Origin of the sequence: Pseudomonas sp. HN2, assembly GCF_020736465.1 — a bacterium.
Lineage (GTDB): Bacteria > Pseudomonadota > Gammaproteobacteria > Pseudomonadales > Pseudomonadaceae > Aquipseudomonas > Aquipseudomonas moraviensis_A.
Window position 1 is genome coordinate 5,079,404 of record NZ_CP085885.1, and the last position, 20,651, is coordinate 5,100,054.

General features: G+C 58.9%; 16 protein-coding genes and 2 rRNA genes. 7 read left to right on the plus strand and 11 right to left on the minus strand.

All coding sequences use genetic code 11. The features are described 5' to 3' along the window. Window positions 1-32: 32 nt before the first annotated feature. Window positions 33-1,346, minus strand: coding sequence for an MFS transporter (locus LIS66_RS22470; protein ID WP_227973070.1), 1,314 nt, complete (start codon window positions 1,344-1,346; stop codon window positions 33-35). Between the two features lie 313 nt (window positions 1,347-1,659). On the opposite strand from LIS66_RS22470, the gene LIS66_RS22475 reads away from it, so the two are divergent. Next, the gene (locus tag LIS66_RS22475; RefSeq protein ID WP_042609688.1) at window positions 1,660-3,078 is read left to right on the plus strand and encodes a short-chain fatty acid transporter; all 1,419 of its coding nucleotides are present in this window, start codon (window positions 1,660-1,662) and stop codon (window positions 3,076-3,078) included. A 36-nt stretch (window positions 3,079-3,114) separates the two neighbouring features. Here the strand turns inward: LIS66_RS22475 and LIS66_RS22480 are convergent, their stop codons facing one another. Further along, entirely contained in the window at window positions 3,115-3,459 is a 345-nt protein-coding gene (locus LIS66_RS22480) for a DUF86 domain-containing protein (protein ID WP_042609687.1), read from the minus strand. Then, window positions 3,456-3,746 carry a nucleotidyltransferase family protein gene (locus tag LIS66_RS22485; RefSeq protein WP_042609686.1) on the minus strand — a complete coding sequence of 97 codons (291 nt, stop codon included), beginning with the start codon at window positions 3,744-3,746 and terminating at the stop codon, window positions 3,456-3,458. The genes LIS66_RS22480 and LIS66_RS22485 overlap by 4 nt, the downstream gene beginning before the upstream one ends. 216 nt (window positions 3,747-3,962) lie before the next feature. Between LIS66_RS22485 and LIS66_RS22490 the strand changes: the two genes are divergently transcribed. Further along, the gene (locus LIS66_RS22490; RefSeq protein WP_227973071.1) at window positions 3,963-5,135 is read left to right on the plus strand and encodes a hypothetical protein; all 1,173 of its coding nucleotides are present in this window, start codon (window positions 3,963-3,965) and stop codon (window positions 5,133-5,135) included. 175 nt (window positions 5,136-5,310) lie between these two features. Further along, a complete protein-coding gene (locus LIS66_RS22495; RefSeq protein ID WP_064362106.1) occupies window positions 5,311-5,835 on the plus strand; it encodes a lysine methyltransferase in 525 nt (174 codons plus the stop codon). Window positions 5,836-5,844: 9 nt separating this feature from the next. Here the strand turns inward: LIS66_RS22495 and can are convergent, their stop codons facing one another. Next, a complete protein-coding gene (gene can, locus LIS66_RS22500; protein ID WP_039761245.1) occupies window positions 5,845-6,489 on the minus strand; it encodes a carbonate dehydratase in 645 nt (214 codons plus the stop codon). 140 nt (window positions 6,490-6,629) lie between these two features. Between can and LIS66_RS22505 the strand changes: the two genes are divergently transcribed. Further along, window positions 6,630-7,034, plus strand: coding sequence for a serine kinase/phosphatase (locus tag LIS66_RS22505; protein WP_227973072.1), 405 nt, complete (start codon window positions 6,630-6,632; stop codon window positions 7,032-7,034). Between the two features lie 119 nt (window positions 7,035-7,153). Here the strand turns inward: LIS66_RS22505 and rimI are convergent, their stop codons facing one another. Together rimI and LIS66_RS22515 are read right to left on the minus strand one after the other, a co-directional pair. Further along, the gene (gene rimI / locus LIS66_RS22510) at window positions 7,154-7,606 is read right to left on the minus strand and encodes a ribosomal protein S18-alanine N-acetyltransferase (RefSeq protein ID WP_116658620.1); all 453 of its coding nucleotides are present in this window, start codon (window positions 7,604-7,606) and stop codon (window positions 7,154-7,156) included. Then, complete coding sequence (locus tag LIS66_RS22515; protein ID WP_116658624.1) at window positions 7,599-8,345, minus strand: energy transducer TonB; 747 nt, start codon at window positions 8,343-8,345, stop codon at window positions 7,599-7,601. The genes rimI and LIS66_RS22515 overlap by 8 nt, the downstream gene beginning before the upstream one ends. A 242-nt stretch (window positions 8,346-8,587) precedes the next feature. Here LIS66_RS22515 and mksB point away from each other — a divergent pair, with 242 nt between their 5' ends. From mksB to mksF, 3 genes are read left to right on the plus strand one after another with little or no spacing between them, the layout of a single operon-like run. After that, window positions 8,588-9,868 (plus strand): Mks condensin complex protein MksB, encoded by a 1,281-nt coding sequence (gene mksB, locus LIS66_RS22520; RefSeq protein ID WP_189654614.1) that lies wholly within the window; start codon window positions 8,588-8,590, stop codon window positions 9,866-9,868. Further along, window positions 9,858-10,559, plus strand: a complete 702-nt coding sequence (mksE, locus tag LIS66_RS22525; protein ID WP_016773189.1) for an Mks condensin complex protein MksE — start codon at window positions 9,858-9,860, stop codon at window positions 10,557-10,559. Before mksB ends, mksE begins: the two co-directional genes overlap by 11 nt. Next, window positions 10,556-13,396, plus strand: coding sequence for an Mks condensin complex protein MksF (gene mksF, locus LIS66_RS22530; protein WP_039761238.1), 2,841 nt, complete (start codon window positions 10,556-10,558; stop codon window positions 13,394-13,396). Before mksE ends, mksF begins: the two co-directional genes overlap by 4 nt. Before the next feature lie 179 nt (window positions 13,397-13,575). Here mksF and LIS66_RS22535 read toward each other — a convergent pair whose 3' ends face one another. From LIS66_RS22535 to LIS66_RS22555, 5 genes are all read right to left on the minus strand, one after another. Continuing rightward, complete coding sequence (locus LIS66_RS22535) at window positions 13,576-15,879, minus strand: intermembrane transport protein PqiB (RefSeq protein WP_064362101.1); 2,304 nt, start codon at window positions 15,877-15,879, stop codon at window positions 13,576-13,578. Further along, the gene (locus LIS66_RS22540) at window positions 15,872-16,495 is read right to left on the minus strand and encodes a paraquat-inducible protein A (protein ID WP_064362100.1); all 624 of its coding nucleotides are present in this window, start codon (window positions 16,493-16,495) and stop codon (window positions 15,872-15,874) included. The genes LIS66_RS22535 and LIS66_RS22540 overlap by 8 nt, the downstream gene beginning before the upstream one ends. Beyond that, window positions 16,482-17,141 carry a paraquat-inducible protein A gene (locus LIS66_RS22545; RefSeq protein WP_042609676.1) on the minus strand — a complete coding sequence of 220 codons (660 nt, stop codon included), beginning with the start codon at window positions 17,139-17,141 and terminating at the stop codon, window positions 16,482-16,484. The genes LIS66_RS22540 and LIS66_RS22545 overlap by 14 nt, the downstream gene beginning before the upstream one ends. Window positions 17,142-17,288: 147 nt before the next feature. Then, window positions 17,289-17,404: ribosomal RNA gene (gene rrf / locus LIS66_RS22550) — 5S ribosomal RNA — on the minus strand. A 156-nt stretch (window positions 17,405-17,560) separates the two neighbouring features. Beyond that, window positions 17,561-20,454: ribosomal RNA gene (locus tag LIS66_RS22555) — 23S ribosomal RNA — on the minus strand. Between the last annotated feature and the right edge of the window lie 197 nt (window positions 20,455-20,651).

The following is a 20,651-nucleotide window of genomic DNA, read 5'->3' on the forward strand; positions in this document are numbered from 1 at the left end:
CCGTCAGTCGAAAATAGTCCGGCGCTTGCGGCTCAGGCAGCGCCCGCAACCTGACATGGCCCCGTGCGCGGCATGCGCGCAGCGAAATACGCCGCTGTCAAAATCCCCACCGCGCCCATCACTGCACAGAACATCACGCAGATCCATGGGCTCCACGGCATCAGACCAATCAGCAACAGCGGCGTGATACTGGCCCAGGCGGCGTAGGCAATGTTGTAGGTGAAGGAAATGCCCGACACGCGGATCCGCGCCGGGAACAGCCCGACCATCACCGAAGGCACCGCCCCCACCACACCGCAGGCAAGACCTGCGATCGCATAGGCGATGCCGATCCAATGCCCGCCCATGATCAGACAGCCATACAAAACGCCAATGCCCAGCGGCAGCAACAGGCTGTAGAGCATGACCGTTCGCCAGGCGCCAATGCGGTCGACCAGCAGCCCGGCGATCACGCAGCCGATATTGAGAAAAACGATGCCCAAGGCACTGAGGCCGAAGGTGTAGCTGGCGGTCATGCCAAAGGTTTTCTGCATCATCGTCGGGGTGATGACGACGAACACCACCACTGCCGAGGTCAACACACAGGTGAGCAACATGGCAGGCAGCATGGCCAGCCGATGCTCACGCAACACCGTGCGCAGCGGCAGCTCGACCCGCGCCTCGCGTTGCGCTTCCATGGCCATGAACACCGGGGTTTCGCTGAGCCAGCGACGCAGATAAACGCCCACCACGCCGAACACGCCACCGAGCAGAAACGGGTAGCGCCAGGCGTAATCGAGAATTTCGGCGGAGGTAAAGACTTGCGCGAGGAAAGTCGCGGTCAGTGCGCCGATCAGGTAACCGAAAGTCAGGCCAGCCTGCAAAAATCCGAGGGCGTAACCGCGATGCCCGATAGGCGCGTGCTCGGCGACGAACACCCAGGCACTCGGCACTTCGCCGCCCACGGCCGCGCCTTGCAGAATGCGCAGCGCCAGCAACAGCAAGGGTGCGAAATAGCCGATCTGTGCGTAGGTCGGCATGATTCCGATCAACAGGCACGGCAGCGCCATCATCAGAATGCTCAGGCTGAAGACTTTTTTGCGGCCCAGGCGGTCGGCGAAATGCGCCATCAGAATCCCGCCCAGTGGCCGCGCCAGATAACCGGTAACGAAGATGCCGAAGCTCTGCAGCAACCTCAGCCACTCGGGCATTTCCGGCGGGAAGAACAGCTGACTCAGGGTCAGCGCGAAGAACACGAAAATGATGAAATCGTAGATTTCCAGCGCCCCGCCGAGCGCCGCAAGGCCGAGGGTCTTGTAGTCGGAACGGCTGAATGGCGCCGGTCGGGCTGGGGAGTGGGCAGTCATGACAAAGAACTCAGGCATCGGCAAAAACCAAGGCGCCCATGGTCTACGCAAATGCATGGATCGACAACCCGTCAGACCATAGTCTCGGTTTGCGAAAACCTGCTCAACAAAAGCGCTGCGCTTGATTTACTGTTAGGGCCTGTCTGCCGGGCGAATGCGACCCCCTGTAGGAGTGAGCCTGCTCGCGATAGCGCCGTCACATTCAACACAAATGGTGACTGAACGCGCTCTATCGCGAGCAGGCTCACTCCTACACGGGATCTGTATTTCGCCAGAAGACCAAAAATAACCATAAAAATCCGAGGTACATCCCGTGGCCGTTGATATCGAAGATAGCCGCTCTGCGCGCTTTGCCCTGCGCTGTTCCAGTTTTGCCGAACGCTGGTTTCCCGATTCCTGGGTATTCGCCGCGCTGGCCGTCATCATCGTCGCCCTGGCCACCCTGGCCATGGGCGCCAAACCCACCGCTGCGGCGATGGCCTTCGGTGACGGTTTCTGGAGCCTGATCCCGTTCACCATGCAGATGGCTTTCGTGGTGATCGGCGGCTATGTCGTCGCCAGCTCACCCCCTGCGGTCAGACTGATCGACAAACTGGCCCGCATCCCGAAGAACGGCCGTTCCGCCGTGGCTTGGGTGGCATTGATCTCGATGGTTGCATCCTTGCTCAACTGGGGTCTGTCGCTGGTGTTCGGCGGATTGCTGGTGCGCGCCCTCGCCCGTCGCACCGATCTGAAGATGGATTACCGCGCCGCCGGCGCCGCTGCGTATCTAGGTCTGGGCGCGGTGTGGGCGCTGGGCTTGTCATCCTCGGCCGCACAGCTGCAGGCCAACCCCGGCAGCCTGCCGCCGTCGATCCTGTCGATCACCGGCGTGATCCCGTTCACCGAAACCATTTTCCTCTGGCAGTCCGGCGTCATGCTGCTGGCGCTGATCGTGATCTCGATCATCATCGCCTACGCCACCGCGCCCGGGCCGAACTCGGCACGCGACGCCGAGGCCTGTGGCATCGATCCGGCCTTCAACCTGCCACCGCTGCAACCGCGCACTCGCCCCGGCGAATGGCTGGAACACAGCCCGTTGCTGATCATCGTGCTGGTGCTGCTGGCCGCGGGTTGGCTGTTCCACGAGTTCTCGACCAAACCGGCGATTACCGCGATTTCCGGCCTGAACACTTACAACTTTCTGTTCATCATGCTCGGCGCGCTGTTGCACTGGCGCCCGCGCAGCTTCCTTGATGCGGTGGCCCGCGCGGTGCCGACCACCACTGGCGTGTTGATCCAGTTCCCGCTGTACGGCTCGATCGCCGCGCTGATGACCACGGTCAAAGGCGCCGATGCGCAAACCCTCGCGCACCACATTTCCACCTTCTTCGTCAGCATCGCCTCCCACGACACCTATGCGCTGCTGATGGGGGTGTATTCGGCGATTCTCGGGTTCTTCATCCCGTCCGGCGGCGGCAAGTGGATCATCGAAGCCCCCTACGTGATGCAAGTCGCCAACGACCTGCAATACCACCTCGGCTGGGCGGTGCAGATCTACAACGCGGCGGAAGCGTTGCCGAACCTGATCAACCCGTTTTACATGCTGCCACTGCTGGGCGTGCTCGGGTTGAAAGCGCGGGACCTGATCGGCTTCTCGTTCGTGCAACTGCTGGTGCACACGCCGCTGGTCCTGCTGTTGCTGTGGGCGCTGGGGACGACATTGGCGTATACGCCTCCGGTGATGCCGTAGGTAAACTTTAATACGCCTGTCTGCGGACAGGCGTATTCAACCTTGAGCGGTCGGAAGGGACTTCAACAGTGCAGGCAACGCAACCTGAACGGTTTCCCAGACAACGTCCAGATTGATATCGAAATAACCGTGAGCAATTCGATTACGCATCCCACGCATGCTGCGCCACGGCACCTGCGCGTTTTCAACAGTGAGCTCAGGGTAACGATCCATGATCTTGGTCGCTGCCTCTCCAATGATGATCAGGCTCATGATCACCGCTTGTTGCGTTCTCTTATCTTCAGCGAATTCATCTTTGTTCAGGCCCTCGACGAAGATAAGCGCATCGCTCGCGGCCTGACGAATATGTTCAAGATAATCATCTCGCCGGTTCTCTTTCATACGGGTCGCGCCTGATCAAGCACCTGCTGACGAAATTTCACTGGCAGGTCGCCGGGGGTCAGCACCTCGACCGCAACACCCAGCAGGTCTTCAAGCTCAACCTGAAGTCCGCCCAGATCAAAAAGCGTCGTGCCGGGCAGCGGGTCAACCAGCAGATCGAGATCGCTACCGTCCAGATCCGTCCCCAGCAATGCTGAACCAAATACACGCGGGTTGGCCACACGAAAGCGCCCGATCACTTCGCGGACGGCGGACCTTTGCATGTCGAGAGCAGTAGAAGGCTTCATGACTCACCCTTGGAAAATTCAATGTCGCTGCAGTCTAGCAGTGCGGACGCACACCAGGCAGCGTGCTTGTTGGCACAGCCGTAACAATATGTGCGCTGCTTGGTAATACCGCATTCAGGCAAGGATCCACACTCAACCGCTTTTCTGTCAAACACCACTGATCCACTATGAAGCGCCCCCAAATCGTGGGGAACCCACGCTGAAAAGGATCTGAGCATGCTCAAACTAGCAGGACTTACCCTCACCGCGCTCACGCTAAGCGCCGCCGCCCATGCCGATGTCGACGTGAAACTGGGCAGCACCGAGCGCGTCACGCGCCTCTTCGCTTACCCCAACAATTGCAGCGTGATCTGCTTCCGTAACTGGACGCTGGAGCAGACCGTCGCTCACTACCTGAGCCAGAGCGTGCAGCGCGATGGCTACGCCGATGCCAAGGTGCTGGTGAAAACCGACAACGATCAGCTTTACGCCGAGATCAGCGGCGTGCCCGATGGCTACGACAAGCCACTGTCAGCGTTGCTCGACGCCGGGGATCTGGCCTTTACCGGCGCCAGCAAGCTGAATGCCGATGGCAAATGGGCCTATAGCTGGTATCTGTTCCTGCCGCTGGGCATGGCCCTGGAAAATCGTAAAAGCGTCGAGCTGCTGCACTTTCCGCCGGATTACTCGCTGACGCAGGCGCAGGATTACCTGCGCTCCAATACCACCGATCGCTGGGCAACCTTGCTGACCGATAACGGCATCCCCGCCGAGCAGACGCCGGCTTACCAGACCATCATCGACATCGCCCCGATCGCCGCGCCGTCCAATGCCGGCGGTGATCTGGAGGACGTCTACGACTACTTCAAGGATTACCAGACCACGCTGGTCAAGCAGTTCAGCCAGACCGCCAGCGGCACGACGCTGCCAATGGTTGCGTTTGGTGCGCCGGTGCGTAACTGGATCAAGGAGCAATACGGCCCGACGGTGGGCGTGCTCGGGCTGGCGACCATCAGTCCGAGCGAAGGGGTGAAAGTGCCGGTGCTCGGTTCCAACCATCCGAGCTACATCTGGTACGCCGCCGATTCGAAGAGCTATACCGGCGACGATGCCCAGGCCAAGGCTGACGCGGCAGGCCTGAAAGTCATGGGCCAGGATTTGAGCGCCGCCTGCTGGCAGGCCGGCATGGGCAGCAAACCGGGCAGCGATGCGCAGGCCACGCTGAGCAGTTGCACGCAAACGTGGCAGGTGACGCAGAAGGTCAAAACCTGCGAGTTGTTCTACACATCGATCCGCGATCTCAACGCCGAAGAAGCGGCTGCCAAGTGCGCCACGCCACCGGTCAAGACACAACTGCAGCAGTTGAAAGCGCCCCTGCCCGCGGCCGCTGTGCCCGCACCGGCTCTGTAATCCTGGCTGGAGCGACCCCGCGTCAGCCAATGCTGACGCGGGATAACGTCGATCACGCCTGTCAGGTTTGACAGTAGACCTGATGTGGCAATTGCGCGACGCTTGGATCCAATCATGCATCGTCAGGCGAGGCATGGGCACAACCCGGAGGCACTCCCCACCAACAAGGATCGTTATGAACAATCAAGCTATGGGCCGGCACCCGCCCCGCGATACCGAAGGCATCTATCCCTTCGCCGGACTTCCCGTGCGGCTGGGCTTTCCATCCTGCGACGACTTTCAGATCATCCGCGACGAACAGGGCATGGCCACGGCGGTGGTCGCGCGCCGCGAGTTTCTGCGCATCAGCCGAATGTGCCGGGTTTCCGGGCAGTTACTGCCCTACCGCAGTCGACAGACGCGTCAGCTGCAATCCGGCATCCACGTTTACGACCCACGGTTCTGCGGAGTGCTGGAACACGCCTGCGACCCGAATGTATTTCTCGACATGAGTGAGTTGTGGCTGTGGGCCTTGAAAGATATCCACAGCGGCGAGCGCCTGAGCATTGATTACGCATCGACCGAAGACAAGTTGCTGCGCCAGTTCGCCTGCGATTGCGGCTCGCCGCGCTGCCGTGGCTGGATCACTGGTTACGATGAACCACCCACGCCTGAAGGCCAGCGCTTTTTACAGCGCTGGCGTCATGCAGGCCGGGGCTGAACGCCGCGGTTACGGCGCGCCGACCGGACGCAAGCGGTATTGCGGCGGCAGTTGCTCGAAACCACTGATGGTGGTGTTCAGACTTTTCCAGCGGCCGTCCTTGATGCCGTAGATGCAGCCGTGGATCGACAGCGGCTGCCCGCGGTGCCAGGCGTTCTGGATGATGCTGGTGTGCGCGACGTTGGCCACTTGCTGGATCACGTTGAGTTCGCACATCCGGTCAACCTGCTCTTCTTCGGTCGCCAGCTTGGCCAGTTCCTCACGTTTCTCGTAGTACAGATCGCGGATCGAACGCAGCCAGCCGTCGATCAGGCCGAACTGACGGTCCTGCATCGATGCGCGCACGCCGCCGCAGCCATAGTGGCCGGTGACGAGGATGTGTTTGACCTTGAGCACGTCGACGGCGTACTGGATCACCGACAGGCAGTTGAGGTCGGTGTGAAGGACAACGTTGGCGACGTTGCGGTGCACGAACAGATCACCCGGGAGCATGCCGACGATTTCGTTGGCCGGTACCCGTGCGTCGGAACAGCCGATCCATAGATATTCAGGAGTCTGCTGACGCGCCAGTTTGGCGAAGAAATCCGGGTCTTCCTTGGTGATCGCGTCAGCCCAACGCTCGTTGTTATCAATCAGGTCTTGTAGATCGTGCATGGATAAGGCCTCAAGAAAGATGCGCAGGTTTGATAGACGACCACCCGTCGAAGTCACGCCGCCAGCGCAAAGTGTTTCCGTTGGAATTCTCGCGCGCCCGGTGAGTCCACTCAGTAAGGCCCACAGTATGAGGAATTGCCATGACTGATTCACGACGCCCTTATGATGCGGTGCAACCGGAACCCATCGATGATAACGAAGACCGCATGGGTTCGGTGCACGAGCTGGATTTCGACGATGAAGAGCCCAGCGCGAAGATCGGTGATGAGCTGCCCGAGCGTGAACGTGAGCAACTGATGCCCGAGGAACGCGTGCGTGAGGCGGGTCTCACCGGGGCTTCGGTAGATGATCACCAGCCGACCGACGATGACCTCAGCCCGGAGACGTTGATTCGTGCGGATGGTGCACGCGATGCCGATGAACCTGGCGAGGACAATCCAGCGGATTGGGATTTGAGCGAGGTCGGTGAAAACGACATCGGCGGCGGTGACGGACTGGACGAGGCGGAACTGGCGGATCTGGATCCGCTGGATGGCAAGCGCTGATCCGCTGACTTGAAATTTGCCCCCTGTAGGAGCTGCCGAAGGCTGCGATCTTTTGATATTGCTTTGGATCTTACAAAAACAGGATCAAAAGATCGCAGCCTTCGGCAGCTCCTACAGGCCTAATCCACCAAGGTACAGGCCATTACCACCGCATCCTCACGCCCACCCACCGCCGGATAATAATCGCGACGCCGGCCAATCTCGTTGAACCCATAGCGCTCGTACAATTTGAAAGCGGCCGTATTACTGTCGCGCACTTCCAGAAAACATTCCCGAGCGTGAGCCTTGTAGGCAATCGACATCAGGTGCTCAAGCAGCGTCAACCCCAACCCACGCCCCTGATTTTCCGGTTTGACCGTGATATTGAGCAGATGCGCCTCATCAAGAATGATCTGCACCACGCCATGGCCGACTTGCTGCTGACCTTCGAACATCAGCCAGATCTGGTATTTGCCCAGGCCATCGAGAAAGATCCCCCGGGTCCACGGATGGCTGTACGCGGCGTATTCGATCTTCAGCACAGCGTCCAGGTCCGCCTCGGTCATCGGGCGAAAGGTTACAGCCTCACTCATCGGATTGTTTCCAGCGCGCCATCAGCCGACGCATGGCTTGCCACACAGCAGCCTTGCGCTGTGGCTCTTCCATTAACAGTTCCAGACCGGGAATTGCCCAGGCCAGGCCCAGGCCTTCGATCTGCAGTTCACTATTGAACGCTTCGGCGTCCGCCTCCCCGGCAAACTTCACCGCCGGCAAACCGATCAGCCATAAACAGGCGCAGGGTGCTGCTTCCATCTGGACCGAGAGGAAACCCTGCACGAAGTCGCGCGCCGCTTCCGGGCCCTGATCCAGCGTGCCGCGATTGAGCCACGGCCAGCGCACCGGCTCGCCGACGATCTGCGGCGCATCCGGCAGACCGGCGGCGCGCAGCATGTCCTTGAGCAGCAGGTAGGCTGGATCGCGACTTTGAAACGCTTCGCCTGTGGGTAACTCGACCAGCAGCAGGCACCGTCCGGCACGCAGCAGTTGCAGGGCGAAACGCGGCGGAGGCACGGGCGCAGGCTTGACCACCACCGGCGTCTCGTCGACTTCTTCCACCGGTTTGGCGCCGTTGCGGGTGCTCGCCAGCGACGGACGCGGCACTTCGATTTTCGGCCGCTCGGCCGGGCGCGCGGCAGGCTGCGCCGGTGCTTCGGCCTGAGGCACCGGCGCAACCGGCACCTCGACCTCAGGCTCGGGCATCTCCAGCAGCTCGGGCCGCGACGGTGCGGCGAAAGGCAGTTCGGTGCGCGGCAACCAGTTGACCACCTGCATGGCGTTCAGATAGGCGCGGCGGCGGGACTCGATAAGCAAAGGTCGGCCACTTGTGGATAACGAAAAGTGCGCTGATTCTACCGCCCTTCGCACAAGATCGCTTGCTGTTGATCGACAGCCTGCGCTGCGCCGGGCCGCTACGTGTTGGCCAAAGAATGCGACAGCCCGTCCCGAGAGTGAATCGCCACGCCTGTGATGCAGTACAATCGCCGCTTTTAATCGCCAACCAGCCGGCCATTCCGATGATCGAACCCAAGCGCGTCTTGCGCGCCCTCGCTGAACACTGGGCACTTCTGGAGCCACTGTGCGAGCACTTCGACCAAGGCACCCTGAGCCTCAACGAACTGCGCACGCAACTGGCCGCCCAACAACTCGACAGCACGCCGCAGGACATCACCAGCCTGCTCGACGTGTGGATTCGCCTCGATATTCTCGTTCCGGTGGCGAAAAGCCCGAACCGTTTCGAGCTCAACGCGCAGATCCACGACTTCCTCGCCTACCTGCGCCGGGAACACCGCCTCGGCCTGTGCCTGGAAATCGAAGCCTACCTGCGGCATCTCGAGCGCCTGGCCGGTTACATCCAGGATGCGTTCGACGTTCGAGACGGCAACGACCTGGCCCGCCAGTTGCGCTTGCTCGACATGCGCGTGCGCGACGTACTGAAGAAACTCGACAACGATGAGCAGGCGCTGGTGGCCGTGGCCGAACGCGCGAAGACCAGCGACCGGCAGATTCCGCTGCGCCAGCGTTACGCCGAAGTACTGGCGACGTGGGACGAGTACGTCGAGCCGATGATCGATCTGGTCAACGCCGACGGCGCCTTCGAACAAGGCGTGCGCAAGGTCGAAACCGTCCTGCTGAAGATGCTCAGCGAACAGCAGCGCCTCGGCCATCTGGTCGATGACGACATGCTCCTGCGCACCCACGCGCGCATCCTCGAAATGCAGACCAGCGCGCAATTGACCCTGCGTCATGCCCGCGAACTGCTGCTGCCGTTGCGTGAAGAAGCTCGTCGGCATAACGCCGTGACCCGCGGCGCCGCATTGGCACTGGCGGCAATTCGCCGCAAAGGCATCGACGCCGTGCCGCAGGCAGCGATGCCACTGTTCACCCGCCCGCAAAGCACCTTCCTCGGCAGCGCCAGTCAGGTCGAAGCCTACGTCTACGCGCTGGCGCGTTTCGAGCCGAAACCGGCGCGCTTCCCCAAGGCGCACAAAACCCAGAAGGCTGGCGACGCTCCACGTGCACCACGCACCGTGCGCGAGATGGTCGATCGTTGCGAAGAGTCATTGCCGATGCCAGACCTGATGACCTGGCTGCTGGAGCAGGAACCCGACGGCGCCACCGACGAATTGCTTTACTGGTTCTCGCGCCTGTCGCGGGAAAAACGCTTCAAGCGCGAGCGTCTGGAACGTCGCGAATACCACACTCACGAGCACCAGGTCAGCCTGCGCTCCTTCGCCCTGCTCTCGGCCAGCGATACCGCCGCCGAGGATTCTGCGAGCATCCCCCATGCATCTTGATCTATCCGAACTGTCGCAACTGGCGCCGATCTTCCGCGAGTTGTTCAAGGGTTACCACGTCAGCCGCCGCGATCCCGAGCTGTACGCACAGCTGTCGAATTTCCAGGACCAGTACCGCACGCTGTTCAAGGCGCTGGGCTTTGAACTGGTCTGCGACACCCGTGGTTTCTACTACTTCGTGCCGGACATGGCCGCCGCGGCAGTGAACAAGACCGCCCAGCGTCTGGCGCTGTTCACCTTCATCCTCGTCGAGCACCTGGCCGATCAGGGCCGCGACCCGATCGCCGTGCTCGATGGCGGCAGCCTCGGCCGCGAAGAGTTGCCGTCGTTGCTGGATAAATACCGCGACCTGTTCATTCAGGCCGAAGTGCAGACCGTCGAAGAACTCGAAGAAAAAATCATGCGCCGCATGACCCAGCTCGGTTTCGCCGGCGAAGAAAACGGTGTCTACCGCTTCCTGCCGCCGATGCATCGTTTCCTCGATGTGTGTCTGTCGGTGCAGCAGGACCGCGATCTGGCCGCCAGCGTGCACAGCGTTCTGCCGCTGCCGGCGCCGGTGCTGATCGACGAAGAAGCCGAAGCGAAATTCCTCGAAACCGACGATCCACTCGATCTCAGCGAGTTTGAAGAAGAAAGCGAAGAAGATGCACTGGCCCGCGCCATTGCCGAAGAACAGGAGTCCGACGCATGAGCCAGGAACGCTACGGCATCCGCCGCTTTGCCCTTTTGAACACCGCCGGTTACAGCCTCGGCCTGTTCCCGCTGGAAGAACCGCTGTCGGTCTACGGCGCGAACAACCTCGGTAAGTCGGCGTCGATCAACGCTTTGCAGTTCCCGATTCTGGCGCGTATGTCGGACATGAGTTTCGGCAAGTACAGCCTGGAACAATCGCGGCGCTTCTACTTCGCTTCCGATACCAGTTACATCCTCGTCGAAGTCAACCTGCCCCACGGCCCGCACGTGATCGGAGTGGTCGGTCGCGGCCCGGGCGGTGGTTTCGGTCACCAGTTCTTCGCCTATGCCGGCAAGCTCGATCTGGCCCACTACCAGAAAAACGACACCTGTCTGCGCCAGAAAGAACTGTTCAGCAATCTCGAAAAAGAAGGCCTGAAAGCTTACGAACTCAAGCCCGACGAGTTGCGGCGCTTGCTGGTGGGCGGTCACACATCGATCCCGCTCGACCTGACGCTGATCCCGCTGCGCTCCACCAGCGAGCAGAGCCTGAAGACCTTCCGCGCGTTGTTCATCAACCTGCTGCACATGCGCGAAATCACCGCGGCCAAGCTCAAACAACTGTTCCTCGATGCCTTCGAGCACAGCCTGCGTTCGGGCAGCGTCGACTACATCGCCGCGTGCGAAGAAGCCTTCCGCGATGTGCGTCGTATGGAACAGGACTACAACTCGCTCGTCGCCGCCGGCCCATTGGTCGAGGCGCTGGCCAACGGCGTGAAACAGCGTGACGTGCTGCGCGGCAAACTGCATCGCCTGTCGCCGCTGCTCGACTCCTTGCTCGGCACCTGGTCGGACTACGCCACTGCGCGCAAGGAAGAGCTGACGATTCAGGCCGAGCACTACCGTCGCGAGCAGGACGATCTGCAAAACGATCAGCGCGGCGGCACCCAGGAGCTAATGCGTCTGGAACGGGAAATTTCCGGCATTCAGCGCTGGCTCGGCGAGTTGTCGGTGCTTAAGAACCGCTTCGCCCTGGTCGATGACGTCAAGGTGCTTGAGCAACAATTGCTCGCCGCCAAGGATGCCCACGACGAATTGGCGGGTGCCTTGGCGCAGTCGCGGCAGTTCAGTGCCGAAGATCTGGAAGAGCGTTTGCGCGATCTGGAAAAACGCCTGAAGTCGGTGAAGCAGCAACTCGATCACGCCGACAACAACAGCTACGCCCGCCTGCGCGAGGAGTTCTCGCAACAGGACGTCGAGCGCCTGATGCGTCTGTTCAACAGCGCGCTGTTCAGCCTGCCGCTGGGCGAACACGGCATCACCCTCGACGAGAACGGCGAGTGGGTCAAATCCGTTGAGCTGATTCTCGATGGCTTCAAAGGCGAGCGCTTCGAAGTGCCGGGCCTCTCCATCGACATCTCGCACATCGAGCCGCCGGCCTTGCAGGCTTTGGCCGACCGCGCCGCGTTGCGCGATCAGAAAGAGCGTCTGGAAAAAGAGCTCAAGCAACTGAAAACCCAGCAAGCCGTGGCCGCCGACCGTGCCGCGAGCAAGACCCAGACCGAAGCGCTGTACCAGCAAGTACTGGACGCACAGAAGGCGCTGGAAGATTTCCGTCGCACCCAGACGCTGAGCGCCGAAGAAGGCGACAAGCTCGAGCAACTGGCGCAGATGGAAGCCGCGCAGGACGAACTCAAGCGCTCCAGCGATGCCTTCACCGAGCGCGTCCAGCAACTGTCGGCCAAGCTGCAATTGGTCGGCCGGCAGATCGCCGATATGGAAGCCAAGCAACGCACGCTCGACGATGCCTTGCGCCGTCGTCAGTTGCTGCCAGCGGATCTGCCATTCGGTACACCGTTCATGGATCCGGTCGATGACTCGATGGACAACCTGCTGCCACTGCTCAACGACTATCAGGACAGCTGGCAGGGCCTGCTGCGTGCCGATGGCCAGATTGAAGCGCTGTACGCGCAGGTGCGCCTCAAAGGTGTGGCCAAGTTCGACAGCGAAGACGACATGGAGCGCCGTCTGTCACTGCTGATCAACGCTTACGCGCACCGCACCGACGAAGCCCTGACTTTGGGCAAGGCGCGGCGCGCGGCGGTCACCGATATCGCCCGCACCCTGCGCAACATCCGCAGCGACTACGACAGCCTCGAGCACCAACTGGCGCTGTTCAACCGCGAGATCAACAAGCGTCAGGTCTCCAACCTGCAAAGCTTCCGTATTGTCCTCGCGCCGAACAAGGAAGCGCTCAAGCACATCGACCAGATCATCCACAGCGCCGGCCAATACGAGGAAGGCGAAACCCTGTCGGTGTTCGACCTGAGCCAGAGTGCCGAACAGGACAACAAGAACGAAGAGGCCAAGGAATACCTGGCGCGGCTGGTGGCGGCGAACCACAACCAGCTCGGTCTCAAGGATTTGTTCGAACTGGCCTTCGAGATCACCAAGGTCAATGGCCAACCGGTCATCCACACCGACATCGACGGCGCCGCCTCCAACGGCACGACCATGACCATCAAGGCGCTGACCAACATGTATCTGTTGCTGCACTTGATGGATCGCGATCTGGCCGGCCGCGTGCGTCTGCCGTACTACCTCGACGAGGCGGCGGACATCGACGAGAAGAACCAGGCAGCGTTGCTGGAAACCAGCCTGCAACTGGGCTTCGTGCCGATCCTGGCGAGCGTCAAGCCGCAGGTCTGCGCCAGTGTCGCGATCGACCTGGAAGGCGGCAGCGGTCCGGCGGGGATCTACATTGATGAAGCGGACTGGAAGTACATCCGCCGCCATGATGTGGTCAAGGCCACGCTGAATGTGCAGGCGGATGAGCCGGAGCTGGATGCGGTTTGATCGGCTTTAGCTGAAGGCAATAAAAAGGGCCGCGATCTGATCGGATCGCGGCCCTTTTTTATGCCTTGGATTTTGTGTTGATTTGCCTGGCCCCTTCGCGAGCAGGCTCGCTCCTACAGTTGGAATGCGTTTCCCCTGTGGGAGCGAGCCTGCTCGCGAAGACGTCTCAACAGACGCCACTATTTACCAAGCTGAATCTTCGGCGCCCAGGTCAGCCATTCTTCCTCGAACTTGTCGAACAGCGGGAACGTCTGCTCGGCCCGCGCCGGATTGCCCATGCGCTCGCCCTCCGGTGTAGCGAAGGCGATGCCGCCCTGAATCAGTGTCTCCAGCGACTCGGTTCGCACCGTCACGCCCTTGAACAACCCGTAATCGAAGCCCACGCCGCTGGTGTTCCAGAAGCGGCTGCCGCTGCGCACCAGTGGCGCGTACTTCGGCTCGATCAGGATGTGCACCAACACCCGGTCAGCCGTCTGGCCCAACTCATAACCGGTGACCTTGCCGACGGTGATTTCACGGTAAGTCACTGGCACGCCAGGCTTCAGCGAACCGCGACGTGCGGCGCTCAACACCAGACTCAAACCGGCTTCCTGTTTAGTGACTTCCGGCGCCTCGGCCAAGGCAACGAAGTTCTTCTGCGGGCCGAGATTCTTCGCCGCTGGCTGGACTTCGATGTACTTACCGGTGACCAGTGTTTCCAGGTTCTGCGTCTTGATCAGACCCAGTTCCGGCTTGACCACCCAGAACTGACTGCCGATTCGGGCAATCTTCTCCGGCACTTCGGTGATGCGCGCGGTGAGGATCACTGACTGCATGTCATCGGTAAGATCGACGCTTTCAATCTTGCCGACATCCAGCCCTTTGAAACGCACCGGCGTACCGCTGCTCAAACCGTCAGCGCGATCGACTTTGATGGTCACCACTGCGCCTTTCTTGTTCGCCTCGTCGTGATCGGCGTACAGACGGAAGCGCGGGATGCGTTTCTTCAACGGCGCATTGGCCTGCGGCGTTTCGAATGCGATACCGCCAGCCATCAGAGTCTGCAGGGATTCACTCTTCACCTGAATCCCGCCGGTCAAGCCACCCGTGAGGGTGATGCCGCTGACGTTCCAGAAACGGGTCGAAGCGTTGACCAGGTTTTCGTATTCCTTCTCGATGTGCACGCCAATGACCAGTTGCTTTTTGGTTCGGGAGAACTGGTAGCTCTGCACTGAACCGACCTTGACCTGCTTGTACAGAATCGGGCTGCCGACGTCGATCGAGCCCAGCGAATCGGTGAACAATACCAAGTGCAGCCCCGGCGAACGCAGATCCAGCGGCGGCGCTTTTGGCCGCGCCTCGAACTCGCGCTTCGGCGCTGCGCCCTTATCGCCCGGACGCACGGCGATGTAGTTACCTTTCACAAGTGCTTCGAGGCCAGTGATGCCGGCCAGGGAAATCGATGGTTTGACCACCCAGAACTGCGTGCCCTCCACCAGGTAGTCCTCAGCCAGCGGATCCAGAGTCAGCTCGGCTGTCGCGCTGTTCAGGTCCGGATCGACTTTCAGCGCTTTCAGGTTGCCGACCTGAATGCCCTTGTACATCACCGGCGTGCGGCCGGCCTGCAGGCCTTCGAAGTCGCTGAGTTTGACCTTCACGCGAATCCCGGCAGCGGCGGCGTCGAAATCCTCATAGAGACGGAACGGCAGGCTCGGGTCGGTCGGCGGGCTGTCCTTGCGATTTTCCGGTGTCGCGAAGGCGATACCGCCAGCGACGATGCTGGCCAGGGATTCGCTGCGCACTTTCACGCCGGACAGGTTGGCGTCGATGCTGATGCCGCTGGCGTTCCAGAATCGTGTATGTTTGCGCACCAGTTTGGCGTAGGTCGGCTCGATGAATACCTTCAGTTCAACGGTGCTCTGATCCTCGGAAAGCACATAGCTTTTCACCTGGCCGACCTTGATCTGCTTGTAGAACACCGGGCTGCCGCGATTCAAAGAGCCGAGGCGATCGGCCTTGATGGTCAGGTGCAGACCGGGCTTGGCGTCGGACAGTGGCGGCTCTTCGGCGAGTGCCTTGAACTTGCGTACCGGTTCGCCCTCTCCAGGACTGATCGCCACGTAATTACCCGAGACCAAGGTTTCCAGCCCGGTGATACCGGCCAGGGTCACGCTCGGTTTGACCAGCCAGAACCGCGTGCTGGTTTTCAGGTACTGCTCGACATCCTTGTTCATTTCGATGGTGGCGATCACTCCTTTGGAGTTGCCTTCATCGTCGAGCTTGAGGGTCTTGACCTTGCCGACCGGCATGCCTTTGTAGACCACTTCAGTCTTGTTGACCTGGATACCTTCGCCACTTTCAAAACGCACCTGAATCTCGATGCCGGTTTCCGACCAGGCACGCCAGCCGAGCCAGCCGCCGATGATCAGCGCAATCAGAGGCAGCACCCAAATAGCCGACCAGTTCGAAGCCGGTCGGGTTTTCGCTACAGGCAAATCAGTCATGGTCGTCGTCCGACTCCGTGTTATCCCAAATCAGTCGGGGATCGAAAGTTACTGCGGCGAGCATCGTCAGAATCACCACAGTGGCGAAGGCGACGGCGCCCAGATTGGCTTCGACACTGGCTATCCGGCCGAAGTTGACGACCGCCACGAGAATGGCGATCACAAAAATATCGAGCATCGACCAACGACCAATGAACTCGATGAAACGGTACATCCAGATGCGCTGACGGGCCGACAATGGCTGCCGGCGCTGCACGGAAAACAGCAACAACGCGATGCCGACCAGTTTGAAGGTCGGCACCAGAATACTGGCAATGAACACTACGGCGGCGATCGGAATCATGCCGTGCTGCACCAGTTGAATCACCCCGGACATGATGGTGCTCGGATCACCCTGGCCCAGAGAACTGACCGTCATGATCGGCAGGACATTCGCCGGGATATAGATGATGGCTGCCGTGATCAACAGCGCCCAGGTTCGGGTCAGGCTGTTCGGTCGGCGAGCGTGAACCTGAGCGCCGCAACGGCTGCAGTTTTGCTCATCGACGTCAGCGTCCTGCCTGTTCAGCTCGTGGCATTCGGTGCACACCAGAATGCCCGCATCAATCGCCCGCATGGGCATCCTCTCCTGATAATGCCTGCCAGATCTGATGCGGTGACATCACCACCTCCAGCCAGACTTGCACCAATAACAAGCCAATAAAACATGCCAGCCCGAGGCCGACGGTGATCGCTGCCATATCTGCCAGCTTCACGATCGCAACGAGGACGCCCATGAGGTAGACCTCGAGCATGCCCCAGTCTCTGAGGTGGTGGTAAATACGATAGAGCAGCAAGCCATAGCCGCGGCCGACATTGAAGCGAATCGTCAGTAGTACAAACAGCTGGCACAGCAACTTGAGCAACGGTATCGCCATACTGCAGAGGAAGACGACAATCGACACTCCTTGCATATCGGTATTGAACAGACCGACCACGCCACTCCACACCGTATCCTGTGACGATTGCCCGAGGATATTGAGTTGCATGATGGGTAAAAAGTTTGCCGGTACGTAAAGTAATAACGCGGCAATCACCAAGGCGAGGCTGCGCTGCACCACATTATGGCGGTGCGCATACAACTCGTAGCCGCAGCGCGGGCAGAGAGCTTTCTCACCATGGGCAAGTGTCGGCTTGCGCATCAGCAGGTCGCACTCGTGACAGGCTATCAAGTCTTCCAGCGGTAAATCTGACAGCCCGGGGGCGTCAACCGATTCTGACATACAGGCTCTGACTCCGAAAAAGATGGGGCTATTCTAGTGTTCTGGTTCGAAAATAACTGTGCAATTTTGTTCGCCGCAGCGCTGAAAACTTTCTCGCAGGCAAAACAAAACCCCAACTGCTTTCGCAATTGGGGTTTCGGAATTTAATCTTGACGATGACCTACTCTCACATGGGGAAACCCCACACTACCATCGGCGATGCATCGTTTCACTGCTGAGTTCGGGATGGGATCAGGTGGTTCCAACGCTCTATGGTCGTCAAGAAATTCGGGTACTGACTCGTGACCAGAGGGCCTCGCTTCAGCAAATTGGGTATGTGACAGCGGGCGGTGTTTGTGCGCTTCGAACTTTCGGTTCGTTTCGTCTTCACACACCGCAATCTGGTGCCTTCTCAGGTCAGCAAATTGCTTGGGTGTTATATGGTCAAGCCTCACGGGCAATTAGTATTGGTTAGCTCAACGCCTCACAGCGCTTACACACCCAACCTATCAACGTCGTAGTCTTCGACGGCCCTTCAGGGAACTCAAGGTTCCAGTGAGATCTCATCTTGAGGCAAGTTTCCCGCTTAGATGCTTTCAGCGGTTATCTTTCCCGAACATAGCTACCCGGCAATGCCACTGGCGTGACAACCGGAACACCAGAGGTTCGTCCACTCCGGTCCTCTCGTACTAGGAGCAGCCCCTCTCAAATCTCAAACGTCCACGGCAGATAGGGACCGAACTGTCTCACGACGTTCTAAACCCAGCTCGCGTACCACTTTAAATGGCGAACAGCCATACCCTTGGGACCGGCTTCAGCCCCAGGATGTGATGAGCCGACATCGAGGTGCCAAACACCGCCGTCGATATGAACTCTTGGGCGGTATCAGCCTGTTATCCCCGGAGTACCTTTTATCCGTTGAGCGATGGCCCTTCCATACAGAACCACCGGATCACTAAGACCTACTTTCGTACCTGCTCGACGTGTCTGTCTCGCAGTCAAGCGCGCTTTTGCCTTTATACTCTACGACCGATTTCCGACCGGTCTGAGCGCACCTTCGTACTCCTCCGTTACTCTTTAGGAGGAGACCGCCCCAGTCAAACTACCCACCATACACTGTCCTCGATCCGGATAACGGACCTGAGTTAGAACCTCAAAGTTGCCAGGGTGGTATTTCAAGGATGGCTCCACGCGAACTGGCGTCCACGCTTCAAAGCCTCCCACCTATCCTACACAAGCAAATTCAAAGTCCAGTGCAAAGCTATAGTAAAGGTTCACGGGGTCTTTCCGTCTAGCCGCGGATACACTGCATCTTCACAGCGATTTCAATTTCACTGAGTCTCGGGTGGAGACAGCGCCGCCATCGTTACGCCATTCGTGCAGGTCGGAACTTACCCGACAAGGAATTTCGCTACCTTAGGACCGTTATAGTTACGGCCGCCGTTTACCGGGGCTTCGATCAAGAGCTTCGCGTTAGCTAACCCCATCAATTAACCTTCCGGCACCGGGCAGGCGTCACACCCTATACGTCCACTTTCGTGTTTGCAGAGTGCTGTGTTTTTAATAAACAGTCGCAGCGGCCTGGTATCTTCGACCGGCATGAGCTTACGGAGCAAGTCCTTCACCCTCACCGGCGCACCTTCTCCCGAAGTTACGGTGCCATTTTGCCTAGTTCCTTCACCCGAGTTCTCTCAAGCGCCTTGGTATTCTCTACCCAACCACCTGTGTCGGTTTGGGGTACGGTTCCTGGTTACCTGAAGCTTAGAAGCTTTTCTTGGAAGCATGGCATCAACCACTTCGTCACCCAAAGGGTAACTCGTCATCAGCTCTCGGCCTTAAGATCCCGGATTTACCTAAGATCTCAGCCTACCACCTTAAACTTGGACAACCAACGCCAAGCTGGCCTAGCCTTCTCCGTCCCTCCATCGCAATAACCAGAAGTACAGGAATATTAACCTGTTTTCCATCGACTACGCTTTTCAGCCTCGCCTTAGGGACCGACTAACCCTGCGTCGATTAACGTTGCGCAGGAAACCTTGGTCTTTCGGCGTGGGTGTTTTTCACACCCATTGTCGTTACTCATGTCAGCATTCGCACTTCTGATACCTCCAGCAAGCTTCTCAACTCACCTTCACAGGCTTACAGAACGCTCCTCTACCGCATCACCCGAAGGTGATACCCGTAGCTTCGGTGTATGGTTTGAGCCCCGTTACATCTTCCGCGCAGGCCGACTCGACTAGTGAGCTATTACGCTTTCTTTAAAGGGTGGCTGCTTCTAAGCCAACCTCCTAGCTGTCTAAGCCTTCCCACATCGTTTCCCACTTAACCATAACTTTGGGACCTTAGCTGACGGTCTGGGTTGTTTCCCTTTTCACGACGGACGTTAGCACCCGCCGTGTGTCTCCCATGCTCGGCACTTGTAGGTATTCGGAGTTTGCATCGGTTTGGTAAGTCGGGATGACCCCCTAGCCGAAACAGTGCTCTACCCCCTACAGTGATACATGAGGCGCTACCTAAATAGCTTTCGAGGAGAACCAGCTATCTCCGAGCTTGATTAGCCTTTCACTCCGATCCACAGGTCATCCGCTAACTTTTCAACGGTAGTCGGTTCGGTCCTCCAGTCAGTGTTACCTAACCTTCAACCTGCCCATGGATAGATCGCCCGGTTTCGGGTCTATTCCCAGCGACTAGACGCCCTATTAAGACTCGCTTTCGCTACGCCTCCCCTATTCGGTTAAGCTCGCCACTGAAAATAAGTCGCTGACCCATTATACAAAAGGTACGCAGTCACAGAACAAAGTCTGCTCCCACTGCTTGTACGCATACGGTTTCAGGATCTATTTCACTCCCCTCTCCGGGGTTCTTTTCGCCTTTCCCTCACGGTACTAGTTCACTATCGGTCAGTCAGTAGTATTTAGCCTTGGAGGATGGTCCCCCCATATTCAGACAAAGTTTCTCGTGCTCCGTCCTACTCGATTTCATGACTAAGAGATTTTCGCGTACAGGGCTATCACCCACTATGGCCGCACTTTCCAGAGCGTTCCGCTAATCTCAAAGCCACTTAAGGGCTAGTCCCCGTTCGCTCGCCACTACTAAGGGAATCTCGGTTGATTTCTTTTCCTCAGGGTACTTAGATGTTTCAGTTCCCCTGGTTCGCCTCTTGCACCTATGTATTCAGTACAAGATAACCATCTTATGATGGCTGGGTTCCCCCATTCAGACATCTCCGGATCAAAGTCTGTTTGCCGACTCCCCGAAGCTTTTCGCAGGCTACCACGTCTTTCATCGCCTCTGACTGCCAAGGCATCCACCGTATGCGCTTCTTCACTTGACCATATAACCCCAAGCAATCTGGTTATACTGTGAAGACGACATTCGCCGAAAATTCGAATTTCTCAACTAAGAGAACTCACAAATTTTACCTTAGCCTGATCCGCTACCAGTGAAAGTAACGTTCAGTCTATCTTTCTATCACATACCCAAATTTTTAAAGAACGATCCAGTCAAAGACTAGAAATCAATATTCACTAC

Coding starts and splice junctions, on each gene's coding strand:
- LIS66_RS22470 (WP_227973070.1), bottom strand. CDS start 1,346: ATGACTGCCCACTCCCCAGCCCGACCGGCGCCATTCAGCCGTTCCGAC.
- LIS66_RS22480 (WP_042609687.1), bottom strand. CDS start 3,459: ATGAAAGAGAACCGGCGAGATGATTATCTTGAACATATTCGTCAGGCC.
- LIS66_RS22485 (WP_042609686.1), bottom strand. CDS start 3,746: ATGAAGCCTTCTACTGCTCTCGACATGCAAAGGTCCGCCGTCCGCGAA.
- LIS66_RS22490 (WP_227973071.1), top strand. CDS start 3,963: ATGCTCAAACTAGCAGGACTTACCCTCACCGCGCTCACGCTAAGCGCC.
- LIS66_RS22495 (WP_064362106.1), top strand. CDS start 5,311: ATGAACAATCAAGCTATGGGCCGGCACCCGCCCCGCGATACCGAAGGC.
- can (WP_039761245.1), bottom strand. CDS start 6,489: ATGCACGATCTACAAGACCTGATTGATAACAACGAGCGTTGGGCTGAC.
- LIS66_RS22505 (WP_227973072.1), top strand. CDS start 6,630: ATGACTGATTCACGACGCCCTTATGATGCGGTGCAACCGGAACCCATC.
- rimI (WP_116658620.1), bottom strand. CDS start 7,606: ATGAGTGAGGCTGTAACCTTTCGCCCGATGACCGAGGCGGACCTGGAC.
- LIS66_RS22515 (WP_116658624.1), bottom strand. CDS start 8,345: ATGCAGGTGGTCAACTGGTTGCCGCGCACCGAACTGCCTTTCGCCGCA.
- mksB (WP_189654614.1), top strand. CDS start 8,588: ATGATCGAACCCAAGCGCGTCTTGCGCGCCCTCGCTGAACACTGGGCA.
- mksE (WP_016773189.1), top strand. CDS start 9,858: ATGCATCTTGATCTATCCGAACTGTCGCAACTGGCGCCGATCTTCCGC.
- mksF (WP_039761238.1), top strand. CDS start 10,556: ATGAGCCAGGAACGCTACGGCATCCGCCGCTTTGCCCTTTTGAACACC.
- LIS66_RS22535 (WP_064362101.1), bottom strand. CDS start 15,879: ATGACTGATTTGCCTGTAGCGAAAACCCGACCGGCTTCGAACTGGTCG.
- LIS66_RS22540 (WP_064362100.1), bottom strand. CDS start 16,495: ATGCGGGCGATTGATGCGGGCATTCTGGTGTGCACCGAATGCCACGAG.
- LIS66_RS22545 (WP_042609676.1), bottom strand. CDS start 17,141: ATGTCAGAATCGGTTGACGCCCCCGGGCTGTCAGATTTACCGCTGGAA.